Source organism: Hyphomonas sp. (genome assembly GCF_013823385.1).
Taxonomy (GTDB): domain Bacteria; phylum Pseudomonadota; class Alphaproteobacteria; order Caulobacterales; family Hyphomonadaceae; genus Hyphomonas.
Genome location: NZ_PNMA01000004.1, coordinates 1 through 22098, shown reverse-complemented (window position 1 = coordinate 22098; position 22098 = coordinate 1). Strand labels below are relative to the sequence as shown.

Annotated in this window: 24 protein-coding genes; 15 read left to right on the top strand and 9 right to left on the bottom strand. The window is 61.3% G+C overall.

Going from position 1 to position 22098, the window contains the following annotated elements; all coding sequences use genetic code 11:
• Nucleotides 1-98 precede the first annotated feature (98 nt).
• From bfr to C0456_RS03915, 3 genes are all read left to right on the top strand, one after another.
• Nucleotides 99-584 carry a bacterioferritin gene (gene bfr, locus C0456_RS03925; RefSeq protein ID WP_291048540.1) on the top strand — a complete coding sequence of 162 codons (486 nt, stop codon included), beginning with the start codon at nt 99-101 and terminating at the stop codon, nt 582-584.
• A gap of 97 nt (nt 585-681) precedes the next feature.
• Nucleotides 682-1581, top strand: coding sequence for an SIMPL domain-containing protein (locus C0456_RS03920; RefSeq protein WP_291048538.1), 900 nt, complete (start codon nt 682-684; stop codon nt 1579-1581).
• Between the two features lie 171 nt (nt 1582-1752).
• A complete protein-coding gene (locus C0456_RS03915) occupies nt 1753-2127 on the top strand; it encodes a DUF2853 family protein (RefSeq protein ID WP_291048537.1) in 375 nt (124 codons plus the stop codon).
• Nucleotides 2128-2201: 74 nt separating this feature from the next.
• Here the strand turns inward: C0456_RS03915 and C0456_RS03910 are convergent, their stop codons facing one another.
• From C0456_RS03910 to C0456_RS03895, 4 genes are all read right to left on the bottom strand, one after another.
• Nucleotides 2202-2744 (bottom strand): hypothetical protein, encoded by a 543-nt coding sequence (locus C0456_RS03910; RefSeq protein ID WP_291048535.1) that lies wholly within the window; start codon nt 2742-2744, stop codon nt 2202-2204.
• Between the two features lie 89 nt (nt 2745-2833).
• Nucleotides 2834-3970, bottom strand: a complete 1137-nt coding sequence (locus tag C0456_RS03905) for an acyl-CoA dehydrogenase (RefSeq protein ID WP_291048532.1) — start codon at nt 3968-3970, stop codon at nt 2834-2836.
• A 62-nt stretch (nt 3971-4032) separates the two neighbouring features.
• Entirely contained in the window at nt 4033-5238 is a 1206-nt protein-coding gene (locus C0456_RS03900) for an acyl-CoA dehydrogenase family protein (protein ID WP_291048529.1), read from the bottom strand.
• 151 nt (nt 5239-5389) lie between these two features.
• Nucleotides 5390-6862, bottom strand: coding sequence for a glycosyltransferase (locus tag C0456_RS03895; RefSeq protein ID WP_291048527.1), 1473 nt, complete (start codon nt 6860-6862; stop codon nt 5390-5392).
• A gap of 244 nt (nt 6863-7106) precedes the next feature.
• Here C0456_RS03895 and C0456_RS03890 point away from each other — a divergent pair, with 244 nt between their 5' ends.
• From C0456_RS03890 to C0456_RS03875, 4 genes are all read left to right on the top strand, one after another.
• Nucleotides 7107-8699, top strand: coding sequence for an FAD-binding domain-containing protein (locus C0456_RS03890; protein ID WP_291048525.1), 1593 nt, complete (start codon nt 7107-7109; stop codon nt 8697-8699).
• Nucleotides 8689-8847 (top strand): DUF2256 domain-containing protein, encoded by a 159-nt coding sequence (locus tag C0456_RS03885; RefSeq protein WP_291048523.1) that lies wholly within the window; start codon nt 8689-8691, stop codon nt 8845-8847. Before C0456_RS03890 ends, C0456_RS03885 begins: the two co-directional genes overlap by 11 nt.
• 232 nt (nt 8848-9079) lie before the next feature.
• Entirely contained in the window at nt 9080-9265 is a 186-nt protein-coding gene (locus C0456_RS03880; protein ID WP_291048520.1) for a hypothetical protein, read from the top strand.
• 88 nt (nt 9266-9353) lie between these two features.
• Nucleotides 9354-9659, top strand: a complete 306-nt coding sequence (locus C0456_RS03875; protein WP_291048517.1) for a UrcA family protein — start codon at nt 9354-9356, stop codon at nt 9657-9659.
• Nucleotides 9660-9768: 109 nt separating this feature from the next.
• Here C0456_RS03875 and C0456_RS03870 read toward each other — a convergent pair whose 3' ends face one another.
• The gene (locus C0456_RS03870; protein ID WP_291048515.1) at nt 9769-10293 is read right to left on the bottom strand and encodes a histidine phosphatase family protein; all 525 of its coding nucleotides are present in this window, start codon (nt 10291-10293) and stop codon (nt 9769-9771) included.
• 237 nt (nt 10294-10530) lie between these two features.
• Between C0456_RS03870 and C0456_RS03865 the strand changes: the two genes are divergently transcribed.
• The 3 genes from C0456_RS03865 (at nt 10531) to C0456_RS03855 (ending at nt 14111) form a co-directional block, all read left to right on the top strand.
• Nucleotides 10531-11490 carry a calcium/sodium antiporter gene (locus C0456_RS03865; protein ID WP_291048513.1) on the top strand — a complete coding sequence of 320 codons (960 nt, stop codon included), beginning with the start codon at nt 10531-10533 and terminating at the stop codon, nt 11488-11490.
• Entirely contained in the window at nt 11490-12401 is a 912-nt protein-coding gene (locus C0456_RS03860) for a DMT family transporter (protein WP_291048511.1), read from the top strand. The genes C0456_RS03865 and C0456_RS03860 overlap by 1 nt, the downstream gene beginning before the upstream one ends.
• A gap of 120 nt (nt 12402-12521) precedes the next feature.
• The gene (locus C0456_RS03855; RefSeq protein WP_291048508.1) at nt 12522-14111 is read left to right on the top strand and encodes a hypothetical protein; all 1590 of its coding nucleotides are present in this window, start codon (nt 12522-12524) and stop codon (nt 14109-14111) included.
• Between the two features lie 54 nt (nt 14112-14165).
• Here C0456_RS03855 and C0456_RS03850 read toward each other — a convergent pair whose 3' ends face one another.
• Nucleotides 14166-15050 carry a branched-chain amino acid aminotransferase gene (locus C0456_RS03850; protein WP_291048506.1) on the bottom strand — a complete coding sequence of 295 codons (885 nt, stop codon included), beginning with the start codon at nt 15048-15050 and terminating at the stop codon, nt 14166-14168.
• Between the two features lie 53 nt (nt 15051-15103).
• Between C0456_RS03850 and C0456_RS03845 the strand changes: the two genes are divergently transcribed.
• From C0456_RS03845 to C0456_RS03830, 4 genes are read left to right on the top strand one after another with little or no spacing between them, the layout of a single operon-like run.
• Nucleotides 15104-15568 carry a MarR family winged helix-turn-helix transcriptional regulator gene (locus C0456_RS03845; RefSeq protein WP_291048504.1) on the top strand — a complete coding sequence of 155 codons (465 nt, stop codon included), beginning with the start codon at nt 15104-15106 and terminating at the stop codon, nt 15566-15568.
• Nucleotides 15569-15578: 10 nt separating this feature from the next.
• Complete coding sequence (locus C0456_RS03840) at nt 15579-16268, top strand: response regulator transcription factor (protein ID WP_291048502.1); 690 nt, start codon at nt 15579-15581, stop codon at nt 16266-16268.
• A 7-nt stretch (nt 16269-16275) separates the two neighbouring features.
• On the top strand, nt 16276-17571 hold the full coding sequence (locus C0456_RS03835; RefSeq protein ID WP_291048500.1) for an ATP-binding protein: 1296 nt from the start codon (nt 16276-16278) through the stop codon (nt 17569-17571).
• A 31-nt stretch (nt 17572-17602) separates the two neighbouring features.
• Entirely contained in the window at nt 17603-19144 is a 1542-nt protein-coding gene (locus tag C0456_RS03830; protein ID WP_291048498.1) for a carbon-nitrogen hydrolase family protein, read from the top strand.
• 3 nt (nt 19145-19147) lie between these two features.
• Here C0456_RS03830 and C0456_RS03825 read toward each other — a convergent pair whose 3' ends face one another.
• Genes C0456_RS03825 through C0456_RS03815 form a run of 3 tightly spaced genes read right to left on the bottom strand, consistent with a single transcriptional unit; the run spans nt 19148 to nt 20672 of the window.
• Nucleotides 19148-19438: a 4a-hydroxytetrahydrobiopterin dehydratase gene (locus C0456_RS03825; protein WP_291048496.1), complete on the bottom strand. Its 291-nt coding sequence runs from the start codon at nt 19436-19438 to the stop codon at nt 19148-19150.
• 3 nt (nt 19439-19441) lie between these two features.
• A complete protein-coding gene (locus C0456_RS03820) occupies nt 19442-20035 on the bottom strand; it encodes a hypothetical protein (RefSeq protein WP_291048494.1) in 594 nt (197 codons plus the stop codon).
• On the bottom strand, nt 20022-20672 hold the full coding sequence (locus C0456_RS03815; RefSeq protein ID WP_291048492.1) for an HAD-IA family hydrolase: 651 nt from the start codon (nt 20670-20672) through the stop codon (nt 20022-20024). The genes C0456_RS03820 and C0456_RS03815 overlap by 14 nt, the downstream gene beginning before the upstream one ends.
• 113 nt (nt 20673-20785) lie before the next feature.
• On the opposite strand from C0456_RS03815, the gene C0456_RS03810 reads away from it, so the two are divergent.
• Nucleotides 20786-21703 (top strand): SDR family oxidoreductase, encoded by a 918-nt coding sequence (locus tag C0456_RS03810; protein ID WP_291048490.1) that lies wholly within the window; start codon nt 20786-20788, stop codon nt 21701-21703.
• Nucleotides 21704-22098: the final 395 nt, after the last annotated feature.

The following is a 22098-nucleotide window of genomic DNA, read 5'->3' as shown; positions in this document are numbered from 1 at the left end:
TGCAATTGATTTTATTGGATTTTTTGATTGCCCACCATTGAGCACTCGCTTATACGACTAGGTAGATTCACCTACACAGCCACACAGCGGAGCTCCCCATGAAAGGCGACAAGAAAGTCATCGACTTCCTGAACCAGGCCCTGAAAAACGAGTTGACCGCCATCAACCAGTATTTCCTGCATTCCCGCATGCTTCGGGACTGGGGCGTCTCCAGGCTTGCCAAGAAAGAGCATGAGGAATCGATCGAAGAGATGCATCATGCCGATTGGCTGATCGAACGCGTCCTCTTCCTCGGCGGCCTTCCCAATCTTCAGGATCTGGGCAAGCTGCATATTGGCGAGAGCGTTCAGGAAATCCTCGAATGCGATCTCAAGCTGGAGAATATCGCCATTCCCCTGCTGCGCGACGCAATCGAATATTGCGAGCAGGTGCGGGATTACGGCAGCCGCGATCTGTTCTTCAAGATCCTCCATAATGAGGAAGAACATGTCGATTATCTTGAAACCCAGTTCGCCCTGATCGAACGCATCGGCATTGAGCGCTACACGCTGCTCCAGTCCGAAGCGAACGAAAAAGGAGACTAATCAAGCCATTGTACGGCCACATTAAAGGTTCGATAGTTTGCGCGGCCTGCAGGTCTTTCTGCAGGCCGCCTTCACATCTGACCTTATGGGGACCTACATGAAACGCCCTTCCGCAATGCGCGCCCTCGCCTGCTTGTTCCTGGCGATGAGTACCGCCGCCACGTCTCTGGCCAGCGCGCAGACCATGCCCGACTTCCAGAACGAAGCCTTCACAACACCCTACTGGACGAGAAACCCTGTCATCGAGGTGCTTGGCCGGGCCAATATGGAGGTTGCCCCGAACCGAGCCTCTTTCTCGGTTACCTATCTGGAGACCGACAAGGATTCGAAGAAGGCCATGCAGCTGGCCGTCGAACGCGGACGCCTCGCCTATGACACGATCAAGAAGACCGCCGGCAAGAGCGCCGTCATTCAGTCCTCGGTAAATGTCACGGCGCTTTACGAGCAATACAAGGACAAGGACGGCAATCGCATCGACAATGAACGCTCCGACAAGATCCGGGCTTATGAAGCGCGCGTTTCGCTGAGCGTGATCGTGGACGACGTCTCCAAGGCCGGCGCGGCACGCGCAGGGGCGCTGGCGCTCGGGCCGGAAAATTCCTCCGGCCTCTCGACCTATCTTGAGCGCACCACCGACATGAACCTCGCCGCCTATGAAGCCGCCGTGAAAGATGGCGCCGCCCGCGCCAGAGCCACGGCCGCTGCCAGCGGCGCGACGCTCGGCAAGCTGATGGTTGTGCAGGAAGGCGGCGGGCCCTGCCTTGGTCAATGGTCCTCGATGGCGGGCAGTGATTACGACTATTATCGCTCTTCCCCCGCCGCAATGGCGCCGCCCCCACCTCCGCCGCCCCCGCCCCCTCCTGTTGCCAGCGGTATGGTTGGCGGGCGCCAGGTGACGATCACCCAGGCCGACATCGACACGCTCAATCTGCCATCGGATGATAAACCCCAGCAGATTTCTTCGAGCGTTTGCATGATTTACGCGCTCAATAAGTAAAATCCGTATACTGACACATCAGGCAGAAATGCGCAGGCTGTGCATTTCTGCTTGATCCTTCCGGCGAAGCGGGGTCTACATGCCCCCGAGGCTTCAGGCCTCCCTCGCAATCCCTGTGGCATTCTCCGCTTCGCCTTTCTGCGCTGAAGTGGACCAAGGAAGGAAATCAAAATGGCAAAAGCCACCACCAAGGCGCCAAGCGCCAAAGAAGTGCTTGTTGAGAAGTATATCGCAGACCTGAAGGAAAAAGTCGGCGAAGCGCGCCCGGATATTGCCCTTCTCGATGCTGTTGTCAGAGCCTGCGGCCCGGCCATCTACAAAGCTGACTCCGCCACTGTCGCCGCCTCCGACAAGGACGAACTCGCACGCGTAAGGACGAATTTCATCGGCAAGCGCCTCGGCGTAACCGATGAGGCAAAAGCCGATGCTGCCATCAAGGCAGCCGTAGAGAAGTATGGCCGCAGCGTGCGCGCCAAGCATCGCCCGGTGCTTTACTACCTTATTGCCAAAGAACTGAAAAAAGCAGCCGCGCTCAAGAACACCTGAGACTGCCACACAGACAAAACAAAGCCGCCGCCCCGATCCCCGGAGCGGCGGCTTTCTTGTTTTTCCCTGCGTGCTCAGCGCTTGGCGTCGCGTTTGGCCTGGCTGCGCGCATTATTGGCGCGCGCCGCGCCTTTCATCGTCTTCAGATTCGGAAAGGCTTCCCGTTTGCCCGATGGCGCAGAGTTCATCCCCTTGCCGGCCTTGCGGGATGCGGGCTTCCCTGGGGAAGCGGCCTGCTTGCGCTTCAGCGCTGTCTGCAGGGCCGCCTGTGCCTTCTCTTTCTCTGCCGCCGCACTTTCACGCGCCGTTCTCCGCTCCACGATGCCAAGCTTGGCTTCAAAGCGTTCCAGCGTTTCGGCGAAGAAGTCGCGTTTCGTCACGGTGGCTGCATTGCCGGTGGGCGCCTTCTGACGGGTGGGCGCCGCCTTGCCGCGGATCTCCCGGGCCTGCTTGCTTGCCAGATCGGCGTATTTATCACGCAGCTTCCGCGCACGATTGATCCGCTGGCGGAGTTCTTTTTCGTTCAGGTTTCCGACGGCGGGAGGATAGCTCTCATTGGCCAGCGCAAACTCGGCAGCCGTGCAGAGGGGTTTTGCATCGCGGCGTGAAACGGTCATTGGGGTCTCCTTCTCGACGTTATGTAGAACTTATAGTTCCACATAACGCTCGAAAAGGAAAACCAAACCGGAAAGAACCGAGATTTTTCTCAGAAACCGGCGAGACGGGCGTAACGATCCCGGTGCCAGCTGGCTGACCCGTAGAGGGCTTCCTGCACACGTGCGCGTTTCATGTAGAAGCCCGGCTCTGCGGCATCTGTCATGCCGATGCCGCCATGCATCTGAACGCATTCGTTCGAGACCAGATGCACAAGCTCGCCAGCCTTGGCCTTTGCAAGGCTGGCGAGTTCCGCCAGATCCCGCTTGCCTTCATCTGCAGCTGACAGCGCCGCTGCAACGCAGGACCGCGTCATTTCGAGCTCAACAAACATCTTCGCTGCACGGTGCTGGAGTGACTGGAACGAGCCGATCAGCTGGCCGAACTGCTTGCGATTGTTGAGATATTCCAGCGTCATGTCAAATGCGGCCTGGGAAGACCCAAGCATCTCGGCGGCCAGACCGATCGCCGCCCGGTCAAGGAGGGGATCAAGAATATCAGCGCCCTGGTCAGCAGGACCGATGAGAGCGCCATCTGCCACCATCACATCATCCAGCGTCACATGTGCGGCGCCGTGGCTGTCCACAGTCTTCAGCTCACTGATGGTTACGCCCTTTGCATTAGCCGGCACAAGGAAGAGGCTGAGACCGTGGCGATCTCCGCTGCTGCCAAAGGTGCGCGCGACAACGATCAGCATGTCGGCATGATGCGCGTCGGGCACAAATTTCTTCATGCCGTTGATCGTGTAACCCTGCCCGTTGCGTTCAGCTTCGGTCGAAACGCTGTAGGGGGCGAAATGCGCCGACTCGTCGAGTGCCAGCGCGAAGGTCACCTCGCCTGCCGCAATTTTCGGCAGCCATTCGGCCTGCTGGGCGGGGCTGCCGCCAAGCTGGAAGGCCGAGGCTGCGATTAGCGCCGTCTGCAGCAGGGGCGTTGCCGCCAGGGTGCGCCCCTGCGCTTCGAGGATCTGCCCAAGCCCGGTCAGGCCAAAGGTCTCTGCGCCCGGCTCGTCCGGGATGATCACGCCAAAAAAGCCAAGCTCGGCCAGTTTCTGCCGGGTTTTTGCATCCTTGCCATTGGCGCCGGCATCGCGCAGCGCGCGCAGATGATTGACGGAAAGTTCCTCGCGCGCGAACGCCATGGCAGTTTCGCGCAGCATTTCCTGGTCTTCAGTCAGTACAAAGCTCATTACTCTGACACCTTAAATTCTATCTCGTAGGGTGATTTCGGAAAGCGGGGGCGGTGCCCGGCTTACTGATGATCCTTCAGGCCGAGCACACGCTTGGCGATGACGTTCAGGTTGATCTCGGACGTGCCGCCTTCGATGGAGTTGCCCTTCGAGCGCAGCCACTGACGGGTGACGCGCAGAGCGCCCTTGTCGAAGCCCTCCCCTGCCCAGCCGAGCCCCTCAGTGCCGAGCGCTTCGATCAGCAGTTCGTGCCGGTCCTGGTTCATCTTGGCCGCGCCGTATTTGAGGATAGAGGCGGTGTGGCCCACGGCCTGGCCGGCCTTTGCCTGTTCCGTCTGGCGCTGCACGGTCAGCGCAAACGCCTTGGCGTACATCCGGTGATCGGCAAGGCGCGCCCGCAGATCGCCATCCAGAAGACGGCCGGACTCGTCGGTGCCGATCAGCTGCTTCGCATATTCCTCGGGCGAGAGCGACCCGGTGCCGCCAAAGCCGCTGGAAGAAATCGACGAGCGCTCGAACTGCAGCAGGCGTTTGGCGATTTCCCAACCACCGTTGAGCCGGCCAACGAGTTGGTCTTTCGGCACTTTCACGTCGGTGAAGAAGGTTTCGCAGAACGGGCTCTCGCCAGAGATCAGCTGGATCGGACGCGCCTCCACGCCGGGGCTCTTCATGTCGAACAGAATGAAGCTGATGCCCTCATGCTTTGTGCTGGTATCGGTGCGCACCAGGCAGAAGATCCAGTCGGCCTTGTCGGCATAGGAGGTCCAGACCTTCTGGCCGTTGATCAGGTAGTGATCGCCCTTGTCCTCGCAGCGCGTCTGCAGGCCAGCGAGATCGGACCCCGCGCCCGGCTCCGAATAACCCTGACACCAGCGGGTCTTGCCCTTCACGATATCGGGAATGAAGCGCAGCTTCTGTTCGTGATTGCCGAACTCCAAAAGCGCCGGGCCAAACATCCAGAGGCCGAACGAGAACAGCGGCGCGCGCGCCTTGATGCGGCGCATCTCCTGCTCCAGCACGCGGGCTTCAGCGCGCGTCAGTCCGCCGCCGCCATATTCCTTGGGCCATTCCGGCGCGGTCCAGCCCTTCGCGGCCATCCGGTCGAGCCACAGCTTGGAATCGGGGTTCTTGAAGGTGGCGTTGCGGCCGCCCCATACAACCTCATCATCCACCATCGGCGTGCGCATGGAGGCTGGGCAGTTGGCTTCCAGCCATTTGCGCGTTTCGAGTCGAAACTCTTCGAGTTGCTCGGCATTATCGTAAGCCATTGCGGTGCTCCCTGGGTGGTGTCTGTCTCTACGTCACCCTATTCCGCCACCTTCCCTGCGCCAAGCGTTCACCCGGCGTCAAAGTGTGAAGGCCCGGGCGTTCTCCGTTTCACCCGCGAACGCACAGAGAACGTTTCGATTTCGAAACAACTCAAGTCTCAGATGAGTGAATTCGCCTGACAGGGGTTGCCTGTTTACGGGCGGCCATCGGCGGGGGGCAACCATGGGGCGTCTTCGCCCAGAAATGAGGTCTGCGCACCAGGCTGTATACCGCCCGCACCATAGCGATGGATTGCAGAGGCCAGTACAGGGGCAGCGTGAACGCCAGCACATAGCGGCGCAGGTCTCGCTCTCCCGGCGCCGCCAGCGCCATGGCGATGCTTGCGGCATAGGAGGCGCCGATAAACCACAGGAAAACAGGGGCAGGTCCGATACCGGGCAAAACCAGTGTCGCCCCAAGCCACACCGCCCAGGGTCCGTGAACCATGGCGGAGAGGATAGCCGCCCCCAATGTCAGCTGCAGCGCCAGAAAATTGCCCGCGCCCATCTCTCTCATGGCTTTTAAGGGACGCCGCATCACTACCAGCCATGTCTGCAGAAACCCCTTCAGCCAGCGCGATCGCTGGGCCAGCCACACCCCGAGAGCTTCCGGGGGAGCTTCCAGTGTCGGAGGCTCAATGACACCTACCTGCAGCCCGCTGCGGGCAAGACGCAAACCCAGGTCAGCATCCTCCGTCACATTCCAGGCGTCCCACCCATCCACGTCTTCCAGCAGCGCCCTCCGGAAATGATTGCTTGTTCCGCCCAGCGCGATGGGAAGCCCAAGGGAAGCAAGGCCCGGCAATATCCGCCTGAACTGAACAGCATATTCCAGCGCCCACTGCCCCGCGATCCAGCCCCTGTCCCCGTCTCCAACGAGAGGCGCCTGCACGCAGGCCAACTCGCCGCCCCCCGCGCGAAATGCCTGCACGGCCATTTTCAGCTGATCCCTATGCGGACGATCCTCGGCATCGTATACAACGATAAACTCGCCCTTTGCACGCAACAGTCCATAATTGAGCGCGCGGGGTTTTGTTCTCGGTTGCCCGGGCGGCACAATCAGAAGCTCAGTGCCCGGCGGCCAGGCCTGAGCGCGCAGCGCTTCCCAGGTAGCTTCGTCCCCCATCTCGACAAGCAGTTTTATGTCCAGCCGATTTCGCGGGTAATCCAGATTGCAGATTGCCCGCGAAAGCTGGGCAGCGCTTTCCGCCTCATCCTTGAGCGCAATGAGCAGCGTGTAGACCGGCCAGAGAACGCTGCCTTCACTGGCCATTTCCTGATCGGCCTGCCGCTTGCGCGCGATCACCTTGGCGCCGTGAAGATATATGGCGCCGCGAAAGGCAAGCGCCGCCACAAAGAAAAAGAACGCCATCAAGCTCAGCGCTGCAAAGGTTGCATCCGGGGCGCGCCAAACCAGAGCGCTAAGCACCGACAGCAAAAAACCGGCACCCCACATCTGGGCGGCAGTCAGTGTCTGCATGGCGGAATCTGCGGGCCGGTTGGCGGCAAGCGCATGGGCCGCCGCATGGGCCTTGGCAACATCTGGAGACGGCTCGCGAACGCCGCCGCCGCAAAGTGGCAACATCAATTGCCTGGCTGACTCGCCATCTGCCCCCATGTCCCTCCCCCAGGAACCGCGCCTCCAACGTTTAAACCTTTAATCACATTCGTTTCACTATCGCAACGAAACGGTGTGCTTCGATTTGGGAGCCCTGCGCGGAGGGATCGGAAACCAGCTACACGAGGAAACCGAGGCGGGCAGAACGGCGTGCTGGCGCTTCTCGTCTTCGCCCCTTGCAGCTTAAGGCAGTTTGTTCTATATTTGTTCCATGTCTGGTGTGCATGTCATCTGGTTCAAGCGCGATCTGCGTGTCCACGATCACGCAGCGCTCATGGCGGCCGCCGCAAGCGGCGCGCCCCTGCTGCCGCTATATATCTTCGAGCCAGGCTATTGGGCGCTGCCGGAACACTCGCGCCGGCAGTTCGACTTTGTGCGGGACTCCCTTGAAGAGCTCGACGCAGCGCTCAGGGCGCGCGGATCGGCGCTCGTGATCCGCACGGGAAACGCGATCGACGTATTCTCGTCGATCCACCGGAAACATGGCATCGACGCAATCCACGCGCATGAGGAAACGGGCCTGCAATGGACCTTTGAGCGCGACAAGGCAGTGCGCCGCTGGGCGCGCAATGCTGGCATATCCTTCCGGGAACAGCCCCAGAATGGCGTCCAGCGCGCCCTGAAATCCCGCGGCGGATGGGCCAGCCAATGGGAGGTATTCATGCGCCGTCCACGGATGATTGCCCCTGAAACCCTGATGTCCGCTGAGGCGCAGGGGGAGGACTATCCCTTGCCGCAGGATTTCGGGCTGGGGCCGGATGACTGCCCGCTGCGCCAGAAGGGCGGGCGCACACCCGGCGTCGAATGCCTGCGCAGTTTCCTGGAGTTTCGCGGTCAGGCCTATCAGCGGCAGATGTCGAGCCCGCTGACGGCCGCCCATGCTTGCTCGCGCCTCTCGCCCCATTTTGCCTTTGGAACGGTCTCGATGCGGGAAGCCTGGCAGGGGGCGCAGAAGGCGAAAGAAATTCACACCCGTGACGGGAATACGGAATTCGCCGCCTCAATCGGCAGCTTCATTTCCCGCCTGCACTGGCACTGCCACTTCATTCAGAAGCTGGAAGACCAGACCTCGATAGAATCCCGCAACCTTCATCCGGCCTATGACGGGTTGCGCCCGGCGCCGGAGGCCGGCGACCCCCGGCTCACGGCGTGGATCGAAGGGCGCACGGGCTTCCCGTTTCTGGATGCCTGCATGCGGTCGCTCAGGGCTACCGGCTGGCTGAACTTCCGCATGCGCGCCATGACGATGGCTTTTGCAGCGCATCATCTCTGGCTGGACTGGAAACTGCCTGCCGAGCGCCTTGCCAGCCTCTTCACCGATTTCGAGCCCGGCATCCATTATCCCCAGGCGCAGATGCAATCGGCGACCACCGGCATCAACACGCCGCGCATCTATAACCCGGTGAAGCAATCCCGCGATCAGGACCCTGATGGCACCTTCATCCGCCGCTGGGTGCCGGAGCTTTCGGCATTGCCTGACGAGTGGCTGCATGCCCCGTGGGAGGCGCCGGCGTCGGTGCGGGCGCGCGCCGGCATCGTTCTTGGCCAGACCTACCCAATGCGCATTGTTGATCACATGGCAGCTGCCGAAGAAGCCCGCAGCCGGATCTTTGCGCTGCGCCGGAACGCTGAACATGCCGCAGAGGCCGAGCAGATCCAGGCCCGCCATGGAAGCCGGCGGTCGGGCATCCCGTTCCGGGGCCGGCAGGCCACCTCCAAGAAGAGGACACCGGCACCGGGAGACGCGGCACAACTCAGCTTTGATCTCGGGATGATGCAGGAACGCCGCGCCCATGCCTCGTAAAACCGGTTCCGGCAAAGCCGTCCGCAAATCCGATCTGCCGGCCAAAATCTGCGCCAGCTGCGGGCGCCCGTTTTCCTGGCGGAAAAAATGGGAACGGGTCTGGGATGAGGTGAAATACTGCTCTGACCGCTGCCGCCAGCAGCGCTGACCCCGCAAATCCAAAATTATCGAATTACAATAATTCGCCCGAGCGCCTGCCGAAACGGGGAATTATCGTTATTCGATGATATTATCTCCTTGATTTTATTGAGACTTATTTTTTTTCGATAATTTCATATTGAAAAACAATAATTCATGGGCTATCTAGTCTGTGTCGGCGGCGGGAAGAGCCCACCGAAGACACAACGGACAAACCGATCATCAAGAAGGAGTATGAAGTCATGTCCCCCCGCGCCCGTCTCAGCGACAACGGCAGCCTGGTTTTCGAAGGTGTTCTGGCCTACGGCCTGATCGCCAACGATGCCGCCCTCCGGTCCCTGCCGGCTAATGACGATGGCTCGGAGGGCCGCCTGAACCTCCTGGTCGCTCGCCGCCGCCGTCAGAACCGCCGCGAAGCCCGCAACTAAGCGGCACCCCGCGCAGCCAGTTTTCCCCTGGCTGGCTGCGCGACCCTCCCTCCCCCTCCCTCAGAAAACTCGCATCAAGGAAACGCCCATGAAACGCTTCATCATCGCCGCTACGCTCGCCGCCACGGCCATCGCCGGTCCTGCTCTCGCTGCCAGCGACAAGTTCGAAATGGATGTGAATTATTCCGCGAAAAAACTCTCCACCACCGCCGGCGCGGAAATCGAGTACGAGCACATCCGCAAGCAGATCGAAGATCGCTGCGTGGCTGAGAATTCAGGTCTGCGCGTGCCCCGCGCCTATGTGGAAGCCTTCTGTGTCCGCAAGACGATGGATAGCGCCGTTCGCACGATCAACAGCGAGCTGCTGACCCAGGTTCACGCAGAACGCCGCTGACCGGCCCCAGATCCACGGTTCCTGACCCCGAAGCCTCTCAAGCCCAACTCTCCACGGAACCGTGGCTCCTTCCGCCTCTTGCCCCCTAAAAGGGTGAGGGGCGGTTTTTTTAGAGGCGCTCTGCGCGAAAGTCCTTGGCGCGAAGGACACTCACCAGCCGGAAGTTTGCGGGCACAAAGGCCCCCTCCCCTTCGGTCTCGAACAGCGCAGCGCAACTTGTCGGGAATTTCTCATGCAGCCGCAGCGAGGCAGCATGATCGCGCGAGCCGCCCTCTCTCAGAATGCTCAGCGCAAAATCATGCAGGCCCGGATTGTGCCCGATCAGCATCAGAACACCCGCGCCGTCATTCTGGGAAACTGCTTCCGTCAGCCCCCTCACACCCGTAAGGTAAAGAGCCTCCATCGGGCGCACCTTTTCCCCCGTCACCACCTTGGCGACTTCAGAACAGGTCTCCCTGGCCCGCCTTGCGCTGGAAACCAGGATGCGCTCCGGGCTCCAGCCCATCGCCACGATTTCCTGAGCAATCCGCGTGGCATCCTCATGACCTTGCGCCGTCAGCGCGCGGCTGAAGTCGTCGATCCCCTCATTCCAGGGTTCGGTCTTGGCGTGGCGCATCAGGATAAGACGTTTCATGCGGACGCAGATACCCGGAAGTGGGGACAAGGGATCATGGGCGGAATCAGGCGGTCTAAATTGATAAGGCAGGTCTTAGGCACCACTAATACAGGGGAAATCAATAGTCTGGAGGTCAAAAGATGCCAAAGTATCCCTGCTCCGGGCCGCCTCGGTAATATTTTTCCCGGCCCATCTTCCGTCCCGCATAGGGATAGGCCACACCCGCTCCCAGCGATGCACTCCTGGGGATGATCGATGATTTTTGTGTATCTCGTGCTCGGCCTGATCCTGCTCGTTGCGGGCGGCGAATTTCTCGTCAAGGGCGCCGTCAATCTCGCGGGGAAGTTCCGCATTTCACCTCTGCTGATCGGGCTCACACTGGTAGGCTTCGGCACTTCCACACCTGAACTCGTCACCAGCCTGCAGGCGGCCTTCGCCGGCTCGCCGGGCATCGCCATCGGCAATGTCGTCGGCTCCAACATCGCCAACATCCTTTTCATTCTCGGCGCGGCGGCCCTGATCTTTCCGATCGCCGTGGCTCGAAACGCCTTCAGGCGGGACGGTGTGGTGCTGGCCATCGCAACCGCACTCTGCATCGGCGCGGTGGTTTCGGGCCAGTTGTCACGCTGGATGGGCATCATTTTCGTGATCGGGCTTGCCTCCTACATCTGGTTTGCCTTCCAGCAGGACCGAAAGGCCACGAGCGCGGCCGCTGTCGCTGCCGGCGGATCGGCGGCGCCGCCAAAACCCTCCGCTCGCGCGATTGGCTTTGATCTCGTATTCGTGGCTGGCGGCCTTGCCATGACAATGTTCGGCGCCCGTTTCCTCGTCAGCGGCGCGATTGACCTTGCCCGGATGTTCTCGATCTCCGAAACCATCATTGGCCTGACGATTGTAGCGGTAGGCACATCTCTGCCCGAACTGATCACGTCCATCATGGCCTCGCTCCGCAAGCAGAGGGACATCGCCTTCGGCAACATTGTCGGATCGAACATCTATAATATGTTCGGAATTCTGGGCGTGACGGCCATCGTCAAGCCCATTCCCGTGCCTGCCGAAATCATCCGCCTGGATATCTGGGTGATGCTGGCGGCAACTGTGCTCCTCTTCCTCGCCGCCATGTCGCGCTGGCGTATCGGCAGGATGGAGGGCGCCATAATGCTTCTGGGGTATGCAGCCTACATTGTCTGGCTGGGAATGCACGCGGCTGCCTGATGCGCGCGCCCCATCCCATCCTTCTGGTCTGTTTTGGCGTGGTCTTCGGCTGCGGCATTGACGCCTTGATGAAATATGTGATGCAGGGCGCCACCAGCGTGCTGACAGCCACCACCTGGCGCTATGGGCTTGGCTCGGTGATCATGCTCGCGCTGTTCCTGCAGGCGCGGCGGCCCTTTCCTTCGCTGCCGGCCATCCGCTTTCATGCCCTCAGATCTCTGGCGCAGGTCATCTCCGCTTTCTGCTTCTTCTACTCGCTGACGCAGATTGCCCTGGCCGAGGCCGTGGTGCTGGGTTTCACGGCGGCGCTGATGATTGCCCCCATCGCCCGCCTCATCCTGGGTGAGAAGATGAGCCCGGTGACCATCGCCGCCTCTCTCGTAGGCTTCTGCGGCGCGGCGCTGGCCGCCACGGCGGAAACGTCAGGCGCGCCGGCTGATGGCAACCGGCTTTATGGCACCGCTGCTGTGCTAGCCTCCGCAGTCCTATACGCGCTGAACATCGTTCTCCTCCGCCTGCGGACGAGGGAGGAAGACAGCCTGACGCTCGTCACCTTCATGAACATCTTCCCGGCGCTGTTCCTGCTGCCCTTCCTGCTGGTGTTCAGCGATCCCTTGCCTGCAGACGGGGCGTGGACGCTGCTGACCGGCGCGGCCGTTTTCGGCATCGGCATCTGGTGGCTGATGACCATGGCCTATGCGCGCGCCAAGGCGCAGACCCTCGCCCCGTTTGAATATACCGGCCTTATCTGGTCGGCGCTGCTGGGTTATTTCTTCTTCCAGGAAATTCCCGGCTGGCGCGTCTGGGCAGGCGCCGGCATCATCATTGCTGCCTGCCTCGTGGTTGCCTTCGAAACCCACTTTGCCGCCCGCCGGGAAGCAAAGCTCCCCGCGAGCGATATTCTTACCTGACACGCCGCAACGGGTGACTGCGGCGATTAACCTTACACCTTAATTTTTCATCATTTATTCACTTGCCGCCCATCAATCGAACGGTAAGGATCGGGTAACTTCAGATTACCCGAGGGGCTCATGACACTACGATCCACCCAGCGCCTGAAAGGCGCTGCCGCCGCTGTTTTTGCCGGCCTTACCCTTGCCGCCTGTGGCGGCGGCGGGGGCAGCGGTGGTGGAAGCGCCCCGGTTTCTCCCCCTACACCGCCACCCCCGCCCCCGGTTAACGCCGCCCCGACGGCGCAGGCCACCGCCTCGCCCACCGCGCCGCAGGAAGGCCAGCCTTTTACGCTAAACGCCTCCGCCTCAACAGATCCCGAAGGCGCCGCGCTCACCTATTCCTGGACCCAGCTTTCCGGCCCGCCCGTACCGCTCACCGCACCAAACCAGGCCGTGCTCCAACTTGCCGCCGCCGAAGTCACAGAGGATACCGGAGCTGTCTTCCGCGTCAGCGTCTCGGACGGAACAAATACTTCGTCTACGGATGTTAGTGTGACCTTCGTCAACATTGACCAGACCCCGCTTTATACTGACATATCAGGGCCAGTAGACACCCTTACCTTGCCAGATAGACCGCTCTATATCTGGGGACTGCCTGACCTAGGCCCCGCCGTCGTCAGTGAGCAAGTCCGGGGAGGCGACGTCTCGTTGTCTCGGATAAATATTGATCCTGTCTCCAGAGCCATCTCGGTCGCAAACGCATTTGGTATCAAGCTTGCCCCCGATGCGCAGCTGAGCTTGGTTGTGCATGCCCTCCCTGGTCCAATTGGTACGCTGGAGCTTCGCCTTACAGCTTTGGAGCCATCCCGGGGACATGTCCGCTTTCTGAAATTTACCAACAACACACCTCAGGAACTGGAAGAGGATTTCCGGCTGAGCGCGCCGGGCGCTTGCGGCTTTTTTGGAACAGTCTATTCAACACCCAGCTTCACCAATTTTCGGAGGTACTATCTCGGCCTCCAGAACACCGGCTTGTCGGTTTATGATGGTGGTAGCCTTCAGGATGAAACGGCGACAGTCACCAAGGTCGCCGACTTCATAAACAATCAGTCGCTCTGCAATATTGCGCTGGTCGGCTCGAGCGTATTTGGCAATTCCTTGAGTACCGGGTCTCCCTTCGTCCCATTCCTGCGTCTCAATGAAGAGACGCAGACACTTGAGTTCTACACGGACTTCAACGGAAGCGGAAATTACACGCTGGTCAGTAGCAGCCCTGTTGTTACAGGCATTCCATCCGGACAGCGCCTCGCCGGAACCCGCCTTTACTACGGTCCGGGAAATGCCACTCAGATTTTAATGCTGTACACTGATGACAACCATCAGGGACAACACCGGCTGGTTGTCGCGGGCATCGACGACACCGGAGATATCCTTCAATCGCAGCATGCCTGGCCGCTTGGGATTCCCGGAGACATCCGGATCATTGATGGCAACGGGGATGGATTACGCGATGTGGTGATCGTTTCACCGACATCGCCCCAGGCGATCATCTTTTCCCAGACTGGCTCGCCATCAGCCCAGAATCCGATGGGGCTCACCTCCGAGCCGCGCTATCTTGAGATAGGTCTGGGCGCCTCCTCCCTATCGGCCCTCGGCGCTCAAATCCCTGATTTGTTCGCCGCCACTTACCCGGAAAAGAAAGAGCTCAGGATATTTGCCCGCGACTGAACCGGTAAGGTGAGGCCCCACCAAAGACCATGGTGTCTGTGGTGGGGGCTATCCCTAAAGCGCCAGTTCCAGCTTGCCGTTGCAGAGGTTGGAATAGTCCTCCGCCAGCGTCAGGGTGATGTTGCCTGGCTTGTAGCGATGCTCGCCGATCTCGGCCACTGGGGTGATCTCGGCGGCCGAGCCGGTGATGAAACACTCGCTGAAGGTCGCCAGTTCGTCCGGGAAGATCGCCCGCTCGACCACCTCGATCTGCCGCGCCTTGGCCAGCGCAATCGTCGTCTGGCGCGTCAGGCCGTTGAGGAAACAGTCCGGCGTCGGGGTGTGAAGCACGCCGTCGCGCACGAAGAAGATGTTGGCGCCGGTCGCTTCGGCAATCTGTCCGCGATAGTCCAGCATCAGCGCGTCCTGATAGCCGGCCTTCTCGGCAGCATGCTTGGAGAGTGTGCAGATCATGTAGAGACCGGCCGCCTTGGCATGACAGGGCGCGGTATCGGGCGCAGGGCGGCGCCATTCGGCATGGGTGAGGCGGATGCCCTTCATCTTGTCAGCGAAGTAATCGCCCCAATGCCAGACAGCCACGGCCAGGTGGATCGTGTTGTTCTGCGCCGAAACGCCCATCATCTCAGATCCGCGCCAGGCCACCGCGCGCACATAGGCGCTGTCGAGGCCGGATTTCTCCAGCGCTTCCTTCTTGGCCTTCTCCAGCTCCTCAACGCTGAACGGAATGTCGAAGCCCATGATCTTCGCCGAATTGTGCAGGCGTTTGGAATGGTCGAGCGAGCGGAAAATCTTTCCGCCATAGGCCCGCTCCCCTTCAAACACGGAGGAAGCATAGTGCAGCGCATGGGTCAGCACGTGCACCTTGGTGTCGCGCCAGGGTACGAAAGACCCATCCATCCAGATGTATCCGTCACGGTCATCATAAGGGATGGCAGCCATTGAGTACGCTCCTCGCTTGCACTTTTGTTGCGGTTCGCGTTCATTTCCGACTTATGGCTCAATCCGTCAACCTGACCCGCCCATTTGACCCCCGCCTCTTCCTGACCGACCAGGAACTCGACAGAGGCGCAGGACTCCTGATTTCAGGGGCAGATGAGCTTATGCGCGCGGCAGAGTCGGCCCGCAAAAAGGCCGGTCTGAGCAAGTCTGAGATGCAGATTCTCATGGCAATCCGCTACCGGCCGGGCCTCACGGTCAGCCAGCTGCGCGGCCAGCTGGGCATGACCGTGCCGACTTTTGCCCGGATCATCGGCCAGCTGGACACGCGCGGGCTGATCGAACGGGCCCGCGAAGGCTCCGATGGCCGCCGCCGCAAGCTCACCCTGTCTGAGGCGGGCACCACGCTGACGACCCCGATCACCATTGAGCTGCGCGAGCGCCTGCGGGTCGCCTTCCGCGCCTGCGGGCCGGAAGCGGTCGCCGGCGCGCGCTTCCTTCTGGAAGCTCTGGTGAAGTAAAGAGACCGCCATGAGCCTCAGAGACCCCGCCCATATCCTGATCGTCGACGATGACGACCGCATCCGCGACCTCACCAAGCGTTTCCTCACGCTCAAGGGCTACCGGGTGACCAGCGCGCCAGACGCCGCCGGCGCGCGCCGCCTGATGGACAACATGACGTTCGATCTGGCGGTACTGGACGTCATGATGCCGGGCGAAACGGGCCTCGAACTGCTCGAACGTATCCGCTCAGGCCCGGCCAGGGCCACGCCGGTCATGCTGCTGACGGCGCGCGGCGAGGCCCGCGACCGGATCGAGGGCCTGCGCCTCGGCGCGGATGATTACCTTGCCAAGCCTTTTGAGCCCGAAGAACTCGCCCTGCGCTGCGAAGCGATCCTGCGGCGCTCGCAAAAGCCCGCCCCTCCCCCAGAGGAGATTGAAATGTCGGGCCTCGTGTTCAATGTCGAGCGCGGGGAACTGAAGGCCGGCGACCAGCGTATCCGCCTGACCGATGCAGAAGTGCAGCTCCTGACCATCCTGGCGCGCGCGCCCGGCGAAGCGATCAGCCGCGAAGACCTCGCCGAGATGACCTCGGCCGGCCTTGAGCGGTCGGTGGATGTGCAGGTGACCCGCCTGCGCCGCAAGATCGAGCCCAATCCGAAAGAGCCGATCCATATCCAGACTGTGCGGGGCATCGGCTACCGCCTGATGCCGGACTGAACCGCGCATGCTGCGCCTGAGAGACATCACCCCGCGCGGCCTCTATGCCCGCAGCCTGCTGATCATTCTGGCCCCGGTCCTGATCATCCTTTGCCTGATGACCTGGTATTATTATGCCAATCATATTGCTGAAGTGAACCGCAAGCTGGGCCAGGGGATTGCGCGCGACGCCGCCCTGATCCGGGATGCCTGCGTCAATCCGGATTACGGGCCGGCGGATCTTGACCGTATTCAGTATCTTCTGGAAACGGAGTTCACTTGCCGCTTACCACCGGATGCCGTTCCAGACAGCGGACTGCGCCAGAGCTTTTCCTATAATGATACGCTCAAAAGCGAACTTATCGGACGGCTTGGCAACGAGATCGTGGTCGGCCTGATCCCGAATGACGCGAAGCTGCACATCCGCTTTCCCGCCGGTGGAACAACGGCGGAAATCGTGATGGACCGGAAACGGGCGCTGGTCATCAATTCGCACTTCTTCATTGTCTGGGTGATCTTCTTTTCCCTGCTGATGGTGGCCCTGGCGATCGGGTTTCTCAATCAGCAGGTCCGCTCCATCCTGCGCCTTTCGGAGGCGGCGCGGGCTTTCGGCCGGGGGCGGGATCTGGACGGCTTCCGGCCATCTGGTGCCACCGAAGTGCGCGACGCGGCCCGCGCCATCATCGACATGAAAAACCGCCTCACTGCCTTTGCCGAGCAGCGCACCGCGATGCTGGCCGGCGTCAGCCATGATCTGCGCACCCCGCTCACGCGCCTGAAGCTCACCCTCGCGCTCATGCCGGAGACGGAGGATCTGAAAGCCGCCCAGTCAGACCTCGACGACATGGCGATGATGCTGGACGAATATCTTGCCTTTGCGCGCGGCGAGGAGGGCGACGAGCCCGGCACGTTTGATCTTGGCGCGCTGGTTCACGATGTCGTGTCCGGTTTCGGGCCGCATGTGCCGGTCACGGGGCCGCAATCGCTCAGCGCCAGGGGCCGGCCGCTGGCCCTGAAGCGCGCGATCAGCAACCTTGTCTCCAACGCCCTCAAATATGCCAGCCATGCCCGTGTCACGCTCGTCAACGGGCCGCATTGGGCCGAGGTGATCGTCGATGATGATGGCCCCGGCATTCCGCCGGAACGCTATGACGAGGCCTTCCGCCCCTTCTCGCGGCTGGACGAGGCCCGCAGCCAGAATGCATCCGGCTCGGGCCTCGGCCTGACGCTGGCGCGCGACACTGCCCGCATGCATGGCGGGGATGTGCGTCTTGCGCCGAGCCCCCTTGGCGGGCTACGCGCTATCTTAAGAATACCGCACTAGATCAGGGCGCAGGACGTTCATTGGAGAAACCATGACAGCCACACGCACGAAACTCGTCATCCGCAATGCCAAGCCGAAGGATATTGCGGGCATCCGTCCGCTCTATGACAAGGTCTACGGCGTCGCGGACGGCTATACGGTTGATCAGATCGCCGGCCAGATCAACAAATTCCCCGATGGGCAGTTTGTTGCCGAGTTTGAAGGCCAGATTGTCGGCCATTGCGTCACGTTCGTCATCGATTCTGCCACCGCGCTGTCCCAGCATACCTGGAACGAGATTACGGGCGGGGGCTTTGCCGCCCGGCATGATCCGGAAGGCGACATGCTCTACGGCATGGATGTCATCGTCGATTCCGAATTCCGCCGTCTGCGCATCGGCCAGCGTTTCTACAAGGTCCGCCAGGACCTCTGCCAATGGCTGGAGCTCAAAGGCATCGTGTTTGGCGGGCGTATGCCCGGCTATCATCGCCACCAGAAGGAATTCCCGAACCCGGCCGACTATATCGACGCAGTCAAGGCCTCCAAGCTGCGCGACCCGGTGCTCAGCTTCCAGCTGCGCCAGGGGTTTGAGGTCGTCGGCGTGCTGAAGAACTATATGCCCGAGGATATCGACTCCTGCGGCCACGCTACCCAGATGTTCTGGCGCAATCCGCTGGAACAGGAAACCATCAAGGCCAAGCCGAGCCTCGGCGACACGACCCTGCCCGAGCGGGTTCGCCTCGCAACCGTGCAATTCCAGATGCGCCGCATCAACTCCATTGATGAGTTCGAGCAGCAGGTGGAGTACTTCGTCGACATCGCCTCCGATTACCGCTCCGACTTTGTGACGTTCCCGGAGCTTTTCACGTTGCAACTCCTCTCCCTGGAAGGCAAGCCGCTGGGACCCGCAGATGCCATCGCGCGCATCTCTGAATATACTCCCCGGTTCATCGCGTTCATGGAGCGCCTGGCGGTTTCCTACAACATCAACATCATTGGCGGCTCTCACCCCTCCCGGATGCCGGACGGCGATATTCACAATGTCGCCTACGTCTTCCTTCGCGATGGATCTGTCCACACGCAGGAGAAGCTCCACCCCACGCCCTCGGAGCGCAGCTGGTGGAATATCAAGGGCGGCGAAGGCAACTCCGTCATCCACACCGATTGCGGCCCGATCGGCGTGATGATCTGCTATGATTCAGAGTTCCCCGAAATCGCCCGCCACCTGGTCGATCAGGGCGCGCTGATCCTGTTCGTTCCCTTCTGCACCGATGAACGCCGCGGCTACCTCCGGGTACGGTATTGCAGCCAGGCACGGGCGGTAGAAAACCAGTGCTATGTGGTCATGTCGGGCGTCGTCGGCAATCTGCCGAATGTCGAGAATATGGACATCCACTATGCAGAGAGCTGCATCCTGACGCCCTCGGACTTCCCCTTCTCGCGCGACGGGATTGCGGCGGACGCAGCGCCCAATACCGAGACGGTCGCGATTGCAGACCTCTCCCTGTCAGACCTGCTCACGGCCCGCCAGTCAGGTTCGGTGCAGAACCTGAAAGACCGGCGGTTTGATCTCTACCGGGTTGCCTGGAAGTAGGGCTCAGCTGAGCTTTGCCGCCAGCTGGTCCATGAAGCCGGCGAGTTCGAGGTCCTTCTGCGTGACGCCGTTAGCGTCATGCGTGGTGAGGATCACGTCCACCTTGTTGTAGACGTTGAACCATTCGGGATGGTGGTCCATCTGCTCGGCCTTCAGGGCGGTGGCCGACATGAAGGCGAAGGCCGTCTTGAAGTCGGCAAAGCGGTAGGCTTTGGAAATCGCGTCGCGCTCGCCTTCGGCGATCTTCCAGCCCTTCAGGGCCTTGATGGCGGCGTCTGCCCCGATCTTTGACATGTCCTATTCCTCTCCATCCTGGCCGAGTACGAAATATACCCAGCGGCCTTCCGCCGATATCGCCGTGCGCATGCCGGGATAGCCTTCGCCCGCACGGATGCGGGCGATGCCATCTTCGCCGATCAGTTCGCGCAGGCGGCGGCGTTCTACAAAAGTCAGTTTTTCCGGGATCAGATCGCGCACATCCTTGGCGGCGATGTCGGGCCAGACGAACCAGATCTCGCCATCGATCTCGCGCTTGCCCGGCGGCCCCTCCAGCAGGTCGCGCAGCTTGCGGTTGGGGTCCACGCCGGTGCGGCGGAGGAGATCCCAGAACTCGAAATGGTCACGCCCGCCGACATTCGACATGAAGCCTTCCTGCCCGTCGGCGAGCCGCGCGAGGCTGCGCAGGGCGCCGCGTTCGGCTTCGCGCAGGATGGCGGCTTTCATCGCTTCGGCTTGAGGCGTCAGCTCGACAGGTTCTGGCGGCTGGGGCGGACGGGTGAGGGACTCCGGCGGCACCGGCGGCCCGGCAAGCGGTGCCTTGGCTGGCGCGGCCGGCGAGCAGGCCGCGAGCATCCCCAACAGGAGGGCGAGCGTGAAGCTAACGCACCGCATAGCCGGTGATGGCTTCCAGATCGGCCAGCAACTGTTCTTCGCTGGTCACCTTGATGGTTGCCATGCCCATTTCGCGGGCCGGCTTCAGATTGATCCCGAGATCATCGAGATAGACGCAATGCTTCGGGTCAACATCGAGGGCTTCGCACATCAGGGCGTAGATGCGCGGATCAGGCTTGCGGATGCCGAGTTTCGAGCTTTCGATCAGGTGATCGAACTGGGCGAAGACTTCGGCGAGCTGGGCGGCTTTCTCGTCGTCATGGGTCATCGAGGCGCCCTTGCCGATGGGGGCATTGTTGGTGATGCAGCCGACCTTGCCATGGCCCTTGCAGACCTTCAGCGCCTGCACGACGCGCGGGCGCAGATGGCCGGAGAGAAGCCCGAGAATGTCCTTGCCGGGGACATCATGGCCCATCGCTTTAGCTTCAGCCCGGAAAAGCCCGTCAAATTCCTCGGCGCCGACGAGGCTGCGCTCGAGCTTGGCCCAGGCGTTTTCCAGCGGATTGACCGCATTGATCGAGCGGATGAAGTCTTTCGGCAGGCCCTTTTCGGCCTCATACCGGTTGAATGCCTCGAAGGGCGAGGAGGTGAATACCCCGCCGAAATCCCAGATTACTGCCTGAAAGCTACGTGTCATGACCGGCTTGCTAGCCGCTTGGGCGCGGTATTTCAAACCTTGATTTTTCCACCGCCTCTTGCCCCGGCGCTGATGGCCAGTAGTGTCCGGCGCGAAACAGACAGGAGGAAGACATGGGTGTTCTCGACGGCAAGGTGGTTCTGGTAACCGGCGGCGGCAATGGCATCGGCAAGGAAACAGCGCTTCTGGCCGCGCGCGAAGGCGCCAAGGTGATCGTCAACGATCTCGGCGGCGGGCTGAAGGGCGGCGATGAGGGCGATGCGGGCCCGGCTGAGGCTGTCGCAGCGGAAATCCGCGCCGCCGGCGGCGAAGCAGTCTCCAACTCCGAAAGCGTGACCGATTACAACGCCGTGGCCGGCATGGTGACGCAGGCGCTCGACACCTACGGCCGCCTCGATTCGATCGTCAATCCGGCCGGCATCCTGCGCGATGGCATGTTCCACAAGATGAGCGAAGCTGACTGGAAAGCCGTGATCGATGTTCACCTGCACGGCTCGTACAATGTGGGCCGCGCAGCCGTGGAATATTTCCGCGAGAATGAGCGCGGGTCCTATGTGTTCTTCACCTCCACCTCGGGCCTGATCGGCAATATCGGCCAGGCCAACTATGCCGCTGCCAAGCTCGGCATTGTCGGCCTCTCCCGCATCCTCGCCATGGAAGGCGCGGCGAAGAATATCCGCTCCAACGTGATTGCGCCCTTTGCCTGGACGCGGATGATCGCCTCGATCCCGGTGAAGGATGAAGCCAGCGCCCAACGCGTCGAGCGGATGAAGAACGGCATGCGCGCCGATCAGGTGGCCCAGCTCGCCGTGGCGCTCTGCTCGGATCAATCGTCCAATGTTTCAGGCCAGATTTTCGGCGTGCGCGGCAATGAAGTGATCCTGTTCGACCAGCCCCGCCCGGTGAAATCGCTCGCCCGGCTGGAGGGGTGGAATCCGGAAAGCCTGATCTCACAGGCCTTCCCGGCGATGAGCCCGGACTTTACGGATCTGGGCGCGACCGCCAGCGTGTTCCCTTACGAGCCGATCTGAGCAGCCGTTTCACGCGCCCTTCCCTTTCCGTTCGTCACGCTCGATGGACACCGCGCAAGCGGGGTTCATCTGAGCGCCCATCTCCCGATCTATCCGCTTGAGCATGAGGAGAAGGTGGGAGATGGGCACTCAGATGCGCTGACGCGCATCGAGTGTGACGATGGAAAGGAGAGGTTTGGTTTTCTCCAGAACAATTGCCCGGCGCAGCCCTCAGGCTGCCCGGCAAAAGCGCTGATCCCCGGTGATCCGGGGACGGAAAATGAGCTTAAGACGTGTCGGGGTGGGCTGCGGCCTGCCCCGATTGCGTTTGGGGCATGGCTGGCAGCAGAATGACAAACGCCGGAACAGGCGCAGGCGGGGTTTCTTCTTCGGCGCAGGTGGCTGTCAGCGAGGCT